The organism is Bacillus sp. 95MFCvi2.1 (assembly GCF_000374965.1).
Taxonomy (GTDB): Bacteria; Bacillota; Bacilli; order Bacillales; family Bacillaceae_G; genus Bacillus_A; species Bacillus_A pseudomycoides.
On record NZ_KB895699.1, the window covers coordinates 1 to 13,221 of the forward strand.

Here is a 13,221-nt window from a genome sequence, read left to right on the forward strand (position 1 = left end):
TGGAGGATTAGCTCAGCTGGGAGAGCACCTGCCTTACAAGCAGGGGGTCGGCGGTTCGATCCCGTCATCCTCCACCATATATTTTATAATGTCGGAGGGGTAGCGAAGTGGCTAAACGCGGCGGACTGTAAATCCGCTCCTTCGGGTTCGGCAGTTCGAATCTGCCCCCCTCCACCATTTTCAAAAAAACAACCTGAAAAGGTTTATTTTTTTGAAAAGACAACCATACTAGTAAATATTAATGGGCTATAGCCAAGCGGTAAGGCAACGGACTTTGACTCCGTCATGCGCTGGTTCGAATCCAGCTAGCCCAGCCATTTACGAGCTATTAGCTCAGTTGGTAGAGCATCTGACTTTTAATCAGAGGGTCGAAGGTTCGAGTCCTTCATGGCTCACCATTTTCGCGGAAGTAGTTCAGTGGTAGAATACAACCTTGCCAAGGTTGGGGTCGCGGGTTCGAATCCCGTCTTCCGCTTTTTTACTTCGGGGCCTTAGCTCAGCTGGGAGAGCGCCTGCCTTGCACGCAGGAGGTCAGCGGTTCGATCCCGCTAGGCTCCATTATAAATTAGAAAAAACCTTACATCTTTTGATGTAAGGTTTTTTGTCTATCTTGCTTAATAAGGATGAGTTTCCATTCATTTCGTTTACAATAGAAAGATAGAGTGAAATATACCATTTGAATTGAAGTGTGTTGGAATAAGGGGAATGGAGGGATCGGTGTTGAAAATTGTTATTGCATCTGATTCATATAAAGAAAGCTTACGAGCGATAGAGGTATGTAAGGCTATTGAAAAAGGATTTACTAAAATTTTTCCTGAAGCTGAGTATGTAAAAGTCCCGATTGGAGATGGAGGAGAAGGTACAGTCCAGTCCCTTGTTGATGCTACAGGGGGAAAGATTATTCCACTTCATGTAACAGGTCCACTTGGTGAGCGTGTAGAAGCATTTTACGGCATTTCTCAAGACAAAAGAACAGCGTTTATTGAAATGGCAGCAGCATCAGGATTACAGCATGTTTCAGTTAAAAAGCGAAATCCTCTTATTACAACAACAAAAGGAACGGGAGAGCTTATATTAGATGCACTGGATAAAGGCGTACAGCACATCATTTTAGGTCTTGGAGGAAGTGCTACGAACGATGGGGGTGCCGGAATGCTCTCTGCCTTAGGTGTAAAATTTTTAGAGAAAGATGGACGAGTAATAGAACCTGTCGGTGGAAATTTACATTCTATTGATTCTTTAGATTTATTGAAGTTGGATTCTCGTTTAGCACATGTAAAACTAGAAGCGGCGTGTGATGTAGATAATCCTTTGACAGGACAAAAAGGAGCATCTTTTGTATTTGCAAAACAAAAGGGAGCAAGTGCAGAAATGATTGCACAGTTAGATGATAACTTAAAGCGTTATGCCCATGTATTAAAAAAATATTTACATATTGATGTGGAAGAGATTGCAGGTGCAGGAGCTGCGGGGGGATTAGGCGCTGCTGTTGCTGCTGTACTACAAGGGGAATTAAGAAAAGGAATTGAAATTGTATTAGATTATACAAATTTTGATGAACATATAAAAGAAGCGGATCTAGTTCTTACAGGTGAAGGAAGGATAGATGTACAAACAGCTTATGGAAAAGCTCCAGTTGGAATTGCTAGACGGGCAAAGAAACTTCATATACCCGTTATAGCTATTGGGGGTTCCGTGCTCCCTAATCACATTTCAGTTTATAAAGAAGGAATAGATGCTGTGTTTGCTGCCACATCAAGTCCAATGACATTAGAGGAAGCATATATAACAGCAAAGGAAAATATTGAAATGTCCGCACGAAATATCGCATCTGTATGGAAAATAGCATCAGAAAGACGTCTCTAATATAGGAGGCGTTTTTTTACTTTCAATTATTTATGAATACATGTGTAATGAGGTTTCCTGGGAGGCGTTTCGTTTTATACATAAAATAGCTTTAGGATATTGGTTTCTACGTAGATATGGGTGAATAAGGTGCATATACATACAAAAAAATGTCGAGTTGAGTCAGACTATAGAAAAGATTTAAAATATTTAGTGAAGGCATAAAAGGGGGAGACTATCTATGAAGAAAGAAATTTCAATCGTTGGAGTTCCAATGGACTTAGGGCAAATGCGTCGTGGGGTTGATATGGGACCAAGTGCAATTCGTTATGCAGGAGTAATTGAACGAATTCAAAATATTGGGTATGACGTAGAAGATATCGGAGACCTATGTATTGAAAGAGAACAGGAAATAGATGAAAATACAAAATTAAGAAACCTTACACAAGTTGCACATGTTTGTGATGAATTAGCAAGTAAGGTTGATCATATTATAGAAAAAGGTCGTTTTCCACTTGTATTAGGTGGTGACCATAGTATTGCTATCGGGACACTTGCAGGGGTGGCAAAGAACTATAAAAATTTAGGTGTTATTTGGTACGATGCACATGGGGATTTAAATACGGAAGAGACATCACCATCTGGAAACATTCATGGTATGTCACTTGCAGCAAGTTTAGGTTATGGACATCCTTCACTCGTTAATTTATATGAAGCGTATCCAAAGGTTAAAAAGGAAAACGTTGTTATTATCGGTGCGCGCGCGTTAGATGAAGGTGAAAAAGAATTCATTCGTAATGAAGGAATTAAAGTGTTTACAATGCATGAAATTGATCGTATGGGAATGACTGCCGTTATGGAAGAAACGATTGCATATTTATCTCATACAGATGGTGTTCATTTATCATTAGATTTAGATGGACTTGATCCACATGATGCACCAGGAGTTGGAACACCTGTAACTGGTGGATTATCATATCGTGAAAGTCATTTAGCGATGGAAATGTTATCGGAGGCTGATATCATTACATCTGCTGAGTTTGTTGAAGTAAATCCGATTTTAGATGAGAAAAATAGAACGGCAACAACAGCGGTAGCTTTAATGGGTTCTTTATTCGGTGAAAAACTAAAATAAATGTAAGAAAAGCAGCTGAAATGCTGCTTTTTTTTATTTTAAAAAAAGAGTATAATAATGAGTTATATTATACCGCTTTACAAGAAAAGTTCGACATCTTACCAATTTTCACCAAGGGGGTGTCGTTGTAATTGTCGTTTCTTTCATGTATGGTATAATTAACTAGTTGTTGTAAATACATACAGATAGAGCAAAATAATAATATTTCAGTATATGGATAAAATTGCTCATAAGTAGGAGGAAGGGTTAGCATGCCTTTTGGAGATATGAACCTTTTGAAATATCTCAGTACGATATTAGATATCGCCGTTGTGTGGTTTGTTATATATAAGCTAATTCTTGTAATCCGAGGAACAAAAGCTGTTCAACTTTTGAAAGGGATTACAGTTATTATTATCGTTCGTATATTAAGTTATTTATTTGAGTTGCATACATTGCAGTGGCTCACGGACCAAGCTTTAACATGGGGATTTTTAGCAATAATTATTATTTTCCAACCAGAGCTTAGACGAGCGCTTGAACAATTAGGAAGAGGAAGTTTGTTCTCCCGTGGAATTGGTCAGGAAGAAGAAGAGCATGAAATCGTTGCGAATGCTGTGGCAAAGGCAACTGAATATATGGGGAAACGACGCATAGGTGCGCTTATTACATTATCTAGAGAAACTGGAATGGGAGATTATGTAGAAACCGGGATTCCTTTAAATGCGAATGTGTCATCAGAACTACTTATTAATATCTTTATCCCTAATACACCGCTTCATGATGGAGCAGTGATTATGCAAGGAAATACGATTAAAGCAGCAGCTTGTTATTTGCCATTATCGGAAAGCCCGTTCATATCAAAAGAATTAGGAACGCGTCACCGGGCTGCGATGGGAGTTAGTGAAGTAACTGATAGCATTACAGTGGTTGTATCAGAAGAAACAGGCCAAATCTCTTTAACTAAAAATGGAGAATTGCATCGTGACTTAAAAGTCGAACAGTTAAAAGAGATGCTTTTAGCAGAGTTTAGTGGAAATGTGAAGACAACTTCTTCATCTTTATGGAATTGGAATTGGAGGAGAAAGCGTCATGGATAAGCTAATGGAGAACCACTGGTTTTTAAAAGGAATTTCATTACTATTGGCGTTAATGCTTTACATGTCGACGAATTTGTCAGATAAAAACACGACAGGGAATACGAGTGCATCACTTTTTCCAACAGGTGATGTAACGGAGACAGTATCTAACGTTGTAGTAGCAGTAAATTATGATGAAGATAAATATATTGTAAGTGGTGTTCCAAAGTATATAAAAATAAAATTGGAAGGGCCAAAAAATGTAATTACTGCAGCAAGGTCGCAACGTGAGTTTGGAGTATCTTTAGATTTACGTGGGTATTCTACAGGAACATACGATGTTCCTTTAAAGTATACCGGGATGGAAAACAATTTAAAAGCAACAGTTCAACCGGCGAAAGTTAAAGTTACGATTCAAAAGAAAGCAAAAAAGTCATTTCCTGTGGAAGTAAAGTACTCAAATGAGAGTCAAATGCAAGGAAGTATGGTTGAAAAACCGACTATCAAACCAGGAACTGTTGAAGTTATGGGTACAGAAGAGGAACTAGCAAAAGTTGCGCTTGTCAGGGCGTATGTTGATTTGAAGGGGATAACAAAAACAGTAACAAAGACAGCCGAAATTGTACTGTATGATGAAGAAGGCCGGAAATTAGACTTACAAACAACACCGTCTAAAGTAAATGTTACAATCCCAGTTTCAAATCCAACTGCGACAAATAATATTGAAAAAACTGTGCCACTAACTTATGTGAAAAGAGGAAGTCTACCAGAGGGGTTAGCGGTTACAAACATCGGTATCGAACCAAATGAAGTGACAATATCAGGCCCAAAAGATGTTTTGGATAATATAAAGTCCTTGGAGGGCGTCGAAGTAGATCTTAGTAAAATTACGGAATCTACAACATTCGATGCCTCTGTTTTATTACCGAAAGGTGTAACCAATGTAAGCCCCAGTCAAGTGAAGGTTTCTGTCGAAGTGCAAAAACAAAAAACTGTAAAGCATAAGACAATAGATGGCATTTCTATACAAAAAAATGGATTGTCAGATGAATTCACTTTACAACTACTTTCTCCACAAAGTGGAAAGATAAGCGTTGATATTTCAGGAGAAGCAAGTATAGTAGATAAAATAACAGCGGCGCAAATAACAGCATCAATTAATCTACAAAACATATCTTCTGGGACGCATGATATTCCAATTCAGGTTAGCGGTCCTAGTAATGTTTCAATAGAAGCAAAACAAAAAACTGTAAAGGTAACCCTTGTAAAGAAAGAAAAACCAGATCAAGAAGTACAAGGTAAGCCGGAGCAACCAGATTCACAAAAAGATAAAGAGAATGAAACAGAAAAACCAACAGAAAAACCAACAGAAAAACCAAAAGAAGAACAGAACAAAGAATCTGAAAAAGAGAATGAAGCAGAAAAACCAAAAGAGCAAAATAAAGGAGCGAATAGCAATGGGTAAATATTTTGGTACAGATGGTGTGCGCGGTGTCGCGAATAAGGAATTAACGCCTGAATTAGCGTTTAAAATTGGTCGTTTTGGAGGGTATGTATTAACAAAAGATACAGATCGTCCAAAAGTGATTATTGGTCGTGACACACGTGTATCTGGTCATATGCTAGAAGGTGCGTTAGTAGCAGGATTATTATCAACTGGAGCAGAAGTTATGCGCCTTGGCGTTATTTCAACTCCTGGGGTTGCTTACTTAACAAAAGCATTAGATGCACAAGCAGGTGTTATGATTTCAGCATCCCATAACCCAGTACAAGATAATGGAATTAAATTCTTCGGTTCAGATGGGTTTAAACTAACTGATGAGCAAGAAGCTGAAATTGAAGCTTTATTAGATAAAGAAGTAGATGAATTACCACGTCCGGCAGGAACAGAGCTTGGACAAGTGAATGACTACTTCGAAGGTGGACAAAAATACTTACAATACATTAAACAAACTGTAGAAGAAGATTTCTCAGGTTTACATATTGCTTTAGATTGTGCGCATGGTGCAACATCTTCTTTAGCACCATATTTATTTGCAGATTTAGAAGCTGATATCTCTACAATGGGTACTTCACCAAACGGCATGAATATTAATGACGGTGTTGGTTCTACACATCCAGAAGGTTTAGCAGAATTAGTAAAAGAAAAAGGTGCAGATATTGGACTTGCCTTTGATGGTGATGGAGACCGTTTAATTGCAGTAGATGAAAAAGGAAACGTTGTTGATGGGGATCAAATTATGTACATCTGTGCGAAGTACATGAAAGAAACTGGTCAATTAAAACATAACACAGTTGTTTCAACAGTTATGAGTAACTTAGGTTTCTACAAAGCACTTGAAGCAAACGGTATTACAAGTGATAAAACAGCAGTTGGTGATCGCTATGTAATGGAAGAAATGAAACGCGGCGGTTATAACCTTGGTGGTGAACAATCTGGTCATATTATCTTGCTTGATTACATTACAACTGGAGATGGAATGTTAAGTGCACTTCAGCTTGTAAACATCATGAAAATGACGAAGAAACCATTGTCTGAGCTTGCAGGTGAAATGACAAAGTTCCCACAATTATTGGTGAACGTTCGTGTAACAGATAAGAAACTGGCATTAGAAAATGAGAAAATTAAAGAAATCATCCGTGTGGTAGAAGAAGAAATGAACGGAGAAGGACGTATCCTTGTTCGTCCTTCTGGAACAGAGCCACTTATTCGAGTTATGGCAGAAGCACCAACACAAGAACTTTGTGATGGATATGTACATCGTATTGTAGAAGTTGTGAAAGCTGAAGTTGGCGCTGAATAATTCGCCAATTTCATATGAAAAAGGAGCACGTTTTGTGCTCTTTTTTCATATGTTTTATAGACAATGAAAATTTTTCATTGACGGTTTATGCTGTTTGTTATAAGATGGTCTTGTTCTTTTTCTCAAAATTAATATATGAATTATGAAAGCGCCAGAGCTACAAGTTATGTAGTTGACGAGGAGGAGTTTTATCGAGATTTCGGCGGATGACTCCCGGTTGTTCATCACAACCGAAAGCTTTTATTTAAAGCGTTGAGGTGACTCAATGGACAAAGATAAAAGTGTGATGAGGGAAAAAGAACGGATGAATACTGGCTGTATAAGTATATACGGACTGAAACCCAATCGAGAGGAAGGTGAAAGCCGTTACAGACTTACAGGGCTAGCAATATGTAATCCGTTTTTTATATGTAAATAATGGGATCGGACTATGTCGTTACATGTTCGCAAAGCAATGTAAGCATTTGTAACGGCAACTAAACATGTGTGGAATCGTAGGATTTATTGGAGATCAAGATGCAAAAGAAATTTTATTAAAAGGCTTAGAGAAGCTAGAGTACCGTGGATATGATTCAGCGGGTATTGCAGTACAGGCAGAGAACGGTGTTGTTGTATTCAAAGAAAAAGGCCGTATTGCAAAACTTCGTGAAATCGTGGATGAAAATGTAGCTGCAAGCGTGGGAATCGGTCATACACGCTGGGCAACACATGGTGTTCCAAGTAAAGTAAATGCACATCCGCATCAAAGTACGTCAAAACGCTTTACACTAGTTCATAATGGTGTAATTGAAAACTATGAATTAGTGAAAAAAGAATATCTTCAAGATGTGACGTTTGTAAGTGAAACAGATACAGAAATTATCGTTCAGCTTATGGAACAGCAAGTCAACACAGGATTAAGTGTAGAAGACGCATTCCGTCAAACGTTATCCATTTTACATGGTTCTTATGCAATTGGCTTACTTGATGCTGAAAATCCAAACATGATTTATGTTGCTAAAAACAAAAGCCCGCTATTAGTAGGTGTTGGTGACAACTTTAATGTTGTTGCAAGCGATGCAATGGCAATGTTACAAGTTACAGATCAATTTATCGAGTTAATGGATAAAGAAATGGTGATCGTAACACAAGAAAGCATTACAATTAAAAACTTACAAGGTGAAACGATTGAGCGTGCACCGTTTACAGCGGAATTAGATGCAAGTGATATTGAAAAAGGAACATATCCTCATTTCATGTTAAAAGAAATTGATGAGCAACCACTTGTAATCCGTAATATCATTCAAAAGTATCAAAATGAAGATGGCGAAATTGAATTAGATGAAGATATTCGTAATGCAATTTTAGATAGCGATCGTATTTATATTATTGCATGTGGAACAAGTTACCATGCTGGTCTTGTTGGAAAGCAATTCATCGAAAAATTTGCGAAAGTACCTGTAGAAGTACACGTAGCAAGTGAATTCTCTTACAATATGCCACTATTAACAGAAAGACCATTCTTCATTTACATTTCACAAAGTGGTGAAACAGCAGATAGCCGTGCAGTACTTGTGCAAACAAATGAAATGGGTCATAAAGCATTGACAATCACAAACGTACCAGGTTCTACGCTTTCTCGTGAGGCGGACTATACACTACCTTTATATGCAGGACCAGAAATTGCAGTCGCTTCTACGAAAGCTTACACAGCACAACTTGCAGTGCTTTCAATCTTAGCAGCTGACATTGCGAAAGCAAAAGGTGAAGTTCTTGATTTTGACTTAACACACGAATTAGGTCTTGTAGCCAATGCAATGGAAGTACTTTGTAATCAAAAAGAAGAAATGGATGCACTTGCAAAGCAATTTTTAGCGACAACTCGCAACTGTTTCTTCATCGGACGTAGCGTAGACTTCTATGTTGGTTTAGAAGGTGCGTTAAAGCTAAAAGAAATCTCTTACATCCAAGCAGAAGGATTTGCTGGTGGAGAATTAAAACACGGTACAATCGCGTTAATCGAAAAAGGTACACCAGTTATCGCGCTTGCTACACAAGAGCACGTAAACCTTGGAATTCGCGGCAATGTAAAAGAAGTAGTAGCACGCGGAGCAAACCCGTGTATCATCGCAATGAAAGGCTTAGAAATGGAAGGTGACAGCTTCGTATTACCAGCTGTACATGAAGCGTTAGCACCGCTTGTAGCGGTTATTCCATTACAACTGATTTCATACTACGCAGCGCTTCACCGCGAGTGTGATGTTGATAAGCCACGTAACTTAGCTAAATCTGTTACTGTTGAGTAGGAGATTGGGAGGTTCATAATTTTATTGTAGATTTGAAATAAAGTTGCACCGTTTTACCCCTTTAGATATGATTATCTAAAGGGGTGTTTTTATGTCGAAAAGAAAAAGAACATCCGAGATTGAATAGTGGGTTAAACAAGGTCGAGGGGTCGGTATTGGAGTAGATTATAAACCTTGGTTAAAGATTCAAGATGTATCTTCAAAGGGTCGTTCAACTCGTTTAAAAGGAATAAAAACAAACAGAAAGCATGAATTTCTGTCGGACTTGGAACGAAATTACTTTTATTTAACTGAGTATTCGAATTATATTGTTGCTGGCCGCAGAACAGATTTCGAAAAAATAGAGAAACTACATATGCAGTAAGGCTTGAAATGAAAAGAGATAAAGCAATTGAGCTATTACACTATGATAATTTATATGATTTCACTTTGGATATTATCGGAAAGAATTCTTATTGATGACTTAAAGCAGAGTCAAAGGTTAATTACAGCTCATGAATCGGGAGTAAAAATAAGATTGCAAAAAATTTTTAAATATAACAACGTAGGTTTAAAAGTATTTGAAAAAACAATCGACCGAATAGAACGAATGATGAGAGGGATGGGAAAATGAGCGATACAAGGACCAAATTGATGCTGGATTTGCAAAGAATTGAGAAGGATAAGTATCAGTTACGCGAAGGTGAGCAGCATCAAGATTTCTTACCTTTGTTACTTCAATATATTGGCGATCCTCAGCCAGAATTACGGGATAACCTGATTTATCCGATGTTTTATATGTGGATTAAGGAAGAGAATAAGTTCAGTGGAGAGGAGTTGCGTAGCCTCTTAACTGTTCTGACTGATGAGAACCATTTGTTCTATAATATTGGCAGCGAGGATGATCAGTCAGTTTTTACAAGGACGTTTTCTGCCTTGCCTATCGCTTTGATTGTGCAACGCCACAGACAGAATCCATTTTTCAATCAAGCGGAAATTGAGCAATTAATGCATGCAATGCTCCGTTATTATAAAGAGGAGAAGGATCTGCGAGGTTACCTTTCAGTAGGAGGCTGGGCTCACAGCGCTTCCCACGGTGCGGATATTTTTGTCGAGCTGGTGCAGTGCGAGGAGAGTAGCGTCGCACTGCTGCGTGAGGTTCTTGTCGCTATTTCTGGCATGCTTCATAATGGTAGACACATTTTTAGCGATGAGGATGATGAACGGTTGGTCAACATCGTGGATACGATGATTGACAAAGAGTTACTTCCACATCAAGAAATCGCTGATTGGATTAGCGGCTTAGCGCAATGCTGCAATTTGCCGAGAAGTCGCAGTCAGGTGATTGCTCGCGTGAACAGCAAGAATTTTTTACGCAGTCTCTATTTCAGAAGGGGACAAGATATCCGAGGGGATGAGCTTAACACTGTCATGCTTGGTACTGAGGCAAAACTGAACAGGTTTTCTATCAGTTAAAGGATTAGAGTGTGTTTCAATTTTCGTTTAGTTAAAAATGGCAGTCACAAAATTACTACTGTGACTGCTTTATAAAAGGTTGACCAAAGCCTTAGTTCTTTGTTTGACACCCTCTGGCATGTTCCTCCATTAAAGGGCGCTTTAATGGAGGAACTATCATAGAAATGATCAAACTTTTTTATAAAAGAATGATTCAATAAAATATATTAAGAGCGTGTTTTGATTAATCTTTTTTCAAAACACGCTCTTTCTTTTTGCTTGTTTATCAAGGCTATTAGTATTAATTTGATCAATCTTTATTCTAAAGCTACATTTATTGTTGGTTTGAAATAAAGTCGCGACGTTTTTAAAAAAGATGCGAAGCTTTACCCCTTTAGATACGATTATCTAAAGGGGTGTTTTTATGTCCAAAAGAAAAAGAACATCTGAAATTGAAAAATGGATTATGCAAGGTCGCGGGTCAGGAATTAGGGTGATTATCAGCCTTGGTTGAAGATTCAAGATGTTTCCTCGTTAGGTCGATCAACACGCTTGAAAGGGATTAAAACGAGCAGACAACATGAATTTTTATCAGATTTGGAACGAAATTACTTTTATATAACTGAATATTCTTATTTTGTTATTGCAGATGAATTAGGAATTAAACATCCTACAGATCCTAAAACGGGCGAACCGATTGTGATGACAAAGGATTTTTTATTAAGTGTAGAATTAGAAAATGATAAATGTAAATATTTGAAATATATGTCAAAGATTTTAAAAAATGCTGTGTATTCTATTTTATATCGTAGTAATCTTGTGATGAACAAGTTATTTATTCTTTAAAGGAGGCAAACAAAACATGGATATTATGATTGAAAAGATTCCAGCATATCGGATTGCTTACATAAGGGAGATTGGCCCTTATGGAATTGATAATGTGCGAACAATGGAAAAATTAAAAGAATGGGCAAAATCTAACCATTTATTTAATGACGAATCCATAATTCTTGGAATTGCTCAGGATAATCCTGAAACTACTAAACTTGAAAACTGTCGTTATGATACCTGCATAGTTGTTTCAAACGACTATGCAGTAACTGATGACTATGTAAGAGAAGGTAATATTGTTGGAGGGAAATATGCTGTTTTTAAAATTAATCATACAGCAGAAGCAGTTCAGAAAGCGTGGGTTGATATTTTTCCAGAATTATCTGGGCAAGGATATCAATTTGATGAAGCAAGACCAATCATCGAAAGGTATGTAGTCAAAATGGTTAATAATCATCATTGTGAAATTTGTGTACCCGTATATTAAAGTAGTAATTGGATAAATTCCAATTTGTTTGATTGACCAAAAAGAGCACCTTATATTTCCTCTTTTTGGTTCTTAAAAAATACATTTTCCACTTCACTGGCCAAAAGGAATATCTCAGGGAGAGCATAACAACCAATAATTTTCGTACTAGGAAATATATCTATTGCAGGTACTATATCAAAAATCTGGCCTCTTTAAATGTACTCTTAGCTTTTATAAATACAGCCCTTTTAGTTTTCGTCTAAAAGGGCTGTGCTGTTTACATGTTTAATTTAGTTTTCAATATCCAATATTTATTTCCGTTTATTGTAAATGAGAATTCGACCCATCCATTGGGATCTTCGCGATGAACGAATACTGATGTTCCTAATGCTAATGTACCTTGGTTGTTTTCTGTAACAGACTGACTTTTAATTACTCCATCAAATGAATAGGGTACAACGTAATAGAAGGCAGCTAGTTTAGCAGTTGCTTTCGTTCCCTGTAGATATGTTTTATATGGGATATTATTTGAGAGTGCGTCAACATTTAAGGTATTTGGGTTTTTAGGTAATTTTTTTGCATATAAATAATCTTGTTTTTGGAAGGGTTTAATACGCTCCATAATTTTTGCGATTTTGGTAGACCATTCTTGATCTGTTGAATACATAACATTCATACCTTGCAATGTTGGACCATAGTAATATGATCCATTTTTCTCTAAATATTTATCTCTTACATAATTGGCATTATAGGCAATGCTATCACCGAAAGTTGGTAAATATTTTGCATATTTAAACGGATCCTGATCATAAGCGCGCAAACCAAATAGATTATGTTTGCGATATGCGATTTCAGATTTACCATATCCGGATTCTAAAATAGCATGTGCCGCTAAATAAAGTGCGTTAACACCATACTGAGCTTGAGCTGCAACAAAGTCGTTTCCATGTCCAATTAATGGGCTATCTGGTTGGTATTTTTTAATGTCAGCATCAATTTCTTTACCAGTAACATTTGAAGCATATGTTAAATCAAGGTTTATATATGACGTAGCAGTAATATTATTTTCAGGAATCCAAGTACCGCTGTTATTGAAATAATACGTTGTTCCGTCAATAGAAGCGAATCCAGTTTGCATAACACCATTTAGCTGTAAATAGTACCATGTACTCCCTTCTTGTAGCCAACCCGTTTTCATCGTCCCATTTGAATTTAGGTAGTACCACTGGTTACCGTCGAGAAGCCATCCTGTTTTCATGGTGCCGTTAGAGTTTAGGTAATACCAAACTCCGTTATCAAAAAGCCACCCTGTTTTCATAGGGCCATTAGAGTTTAGGTAATACCAAACTCCGTTATCAAA

9 protein-coding genes, 6 tRNA genes and 4 pseudogenes are annotated in these 13,221 nt (G+C 37.4%); 18 read left to right on the forward strand and 1 reads right to left on the reverse strand.

What is annotated here, in order from left to right:
• Position 1 precedes the first annotated feature (1 nt).
• The 18 genes and pseudogenes from C568_RS0114745 to C568_RS0114830 all read left to right on the forward strand — a co-directional run bounded on the left by C568_RS0114745 (position 2) and on the right by C568_RS0114830 (position 11,879).
• A tRNA-Val gene (locus C568_RS0114745) sits at positions 2-77 on the forward strand.
• Positions 78-93: 16 nt separating this feature from the next.
• Positions 94-177, forward strand: a tRNA-Tyr gene (locus C568_RS0114750).
• A 65-nt stretch (positions 178-242) separates the two neighbouring features.
• Positions 243-317, forward strand: a tRNA-Gln gene (locus C568_RS0114755).
• A gap of 5 nt (positions 318-322) precedes the next feature.
• Positions 323-398: transfer RNA gene (locus tag C568_RS0114760), tRNA-Lys, on the forward strand.
• Between the two features lie 5 nt (positions 399-403).
• Positions 404-475 (forward strand) — tRNA-Gly (locus tag C568_RS0114765).
• Between the two features lie 10 nt (positions 476-485).
• Positions 486-558, forward strand: a tRNA-Ala gene (locus C568_RS0114770).
• A 162-nt stretch (positions 559-720) separates the two neighbouring features.
• Positions 721-1,866, forward strand: a complete 1,146-nt coding sequence (locus C568_RS0114775) for a glycerate kinase (protein ID WP_018781984.1) — start codon at positions 721-723, stop codon at positions 1,864-1,866.
• A gap of 220 nt (positions 1,867-2,086) precedes the next feature.
• Positions 2,087-2,980: an arginase gene (gene rocF, locus C568_RS0114780; RefSeq protein ID WP_003194411.1), complete on the forward strand. Its 894-nt coding sequence runs from the start codon at positions 2,087-2,089 to the stop codon at positions 2,978-2,980.
• A 251-nt stretch (positions 2,981-3,231) separates the two neighbouring features.
• Positions 3,232-4,059 carry a diadenylate cyclase CdaA gene (gene cdaA, locus C568_RS0114785; protein WP_003204777.1) on the forward strand — a complete coding sequence of 276 codons (828 nt, stop codon included), beginning with the start codon at positions 3,232-3,234 and terminating at the stop codon, positions 4,057-4,059.
• Positions 4,052-5,503: a CdaR family protein gene (locus C568_RS0114790; protein ID WP_018781985.1), complete on the forward strand. Its 1,452-nt coding sequence runs from the start codon at positions 4,052-4,054 to the stop codon at positions 5,501-5,503. Before cdaA ends, C568_RS0114790 begins: the two co-directional genes overlap by 8 nt.
• Positions 5,496-6,842 carry a phosphoglucosamine mutase gene (glmM, locus tag C568_RS0114795; RefSeq protein ID WP_018767176.1) on the forward strand — a complete coding sequence of 449 codons (1,347 nt, stop codon included), beginning with the start codon at positions 5,496-5,498 and terminating at the stop codon, positions 6,840-6,842. The genes C568_RS0114790 and glmM overlap by 8 nt, the downstream gene beginning before the upstream one ends.
• Before the next feature lie 286 nt (positions 6,843-7,128).
• Positions 7,129-7,312 (forward strand): annotated as a pseudogene (locus tag C568_RS36265) (hypothetical protein).
• A 12-nt stretch (positions 7,313-7,324) separates the two neighbouring features.
• Complete coding sequence (gene glmS / locus C568_RS0114805) at positions 7,325-9,127, forward strand: glutamine--fructose-6-phosphate transaminase (isomerizing) (protein ID WP_006097148.1); 1,803 nt, start codon at positions 7,325-7,327, stop codon at positions 9,125-9,127.
• A 91-nt stretch (positions 9,128-9,218) separates the two neighbouring features.
• A pseudogene (locus tag C568_RS36270) lies at positions 9,219-9,440 on the forward strand (transposase); the annotation flags it as partial.
• A 105-nt stretch (positions 9,441-9,545) separates the two neighbouring features.
• Complete coding sequence (locus C568_RS35445; protein WP_029427324.1) at positions 9,546-9,740, forward strand: hypothetical protein; 195 nt, start codon at positions 9,546-9,548, stop codon at positions 9,738-9,740.
• On the forward strand, positions 9,737-10,582 hold the full coding sequence (locus C568_RS0114815) for a DUF2785 domain-containing protein (protein ID WP_018781988.1): 846 nt from the start codon (positions 9,737-9,739) through the stop codon (positions 10,580-10,582). Before C568_RS35445 ends, C568_RS0114815 begins: the two co-directional genes overlap by 4 nt.
• A gap of 403 nt (positions 10,583-10,985) precedes the next feature.
• Positions 10,986-11,353, forward strand: a pseudogene (locus tag C568_RS0114825) (heteromeric transposase endonuclease subunit TnsA); the annotation flags it as partial.
• 70 nt (positions 11,354-11,423) lie between these two features.
• On the forward strand, positions 11,424-11,879 hold the full coding sequence (locus C568_RS0114830) for an AraC family transcriptional regulator (RefSeq protein ID WP_018767167.1): 456 nt from the start codon (positions 11,424-11,426) through the stop codon (positions 11,877-11,879).
• Positions 11,880-12,138: 259 nt separating this feature from the next.
• Here the strand turns inward: C568_RS0114830 and C568_RS30865 are convergent.
• Positions 12,139-13,221 (reverse strand): annotated as a pseudogene (locus C568_RS30865) (glucosaminidase domain-containing protein); the annotation flags it as partial.

Excerpts from the sequence above, each read along its gene's own strand:
- C568_RS0114830 (WP_018767167.1), top strand. The coding sequence starts at position 11,424 with ATGGATATTATGATTGAAAAGATTCCAGCATATCGGATTGCTTACATA.
- C568_RS35445 (WP_029427324.1), top strand. The coding sequence starts at position 9,546 with ATGATTTCACTTTGGATATTATCGGAAAGAATTCTTATTGATGACTTA.
- glmS (WP_006097148.1), top strand. The coding sequence starts at position 7,325 with ATGTGTGGAATCGTAGGATTTATTGGAGATCAAGATGCAAAAGAAATT.
- glmM (WP_018767176.1), top strand. The coding sequence starts at position 5,496 with ATGGGTAAATATTTTGGTACAGATGGTGTGCGCGGTGTCGCGAATAAG.
- rocF (WP_003194411.1), top strand. The coding sequence starts at position 2,087 with ATGAAGAAAGAAATTTCAATCGTTGGAGTTCCAATGGACTTAGGGCAA.
- C568_RS0114790 (WP_018781985.1), top strand. The coding sequence starts at position 4,052 with ATGGATAAGCTAATGGAGAACCACTGGTTTTTAAAAGGAATTTCATTA.
- C568_RS0114815 (WP_018781988.1), top strand. The coding sequence starts at position 9,737 with ATGAGCGATACAAGGACCAAATTGATGCTGGATTTGCAAAGAATTGAG.
- cdaA (WP_003204777.1), top strand. The coding sequence starts at position 3,232 with ATGCCTTTTGGAGATATGAACCTTTTGAAATATCTCAGTACGATATTA.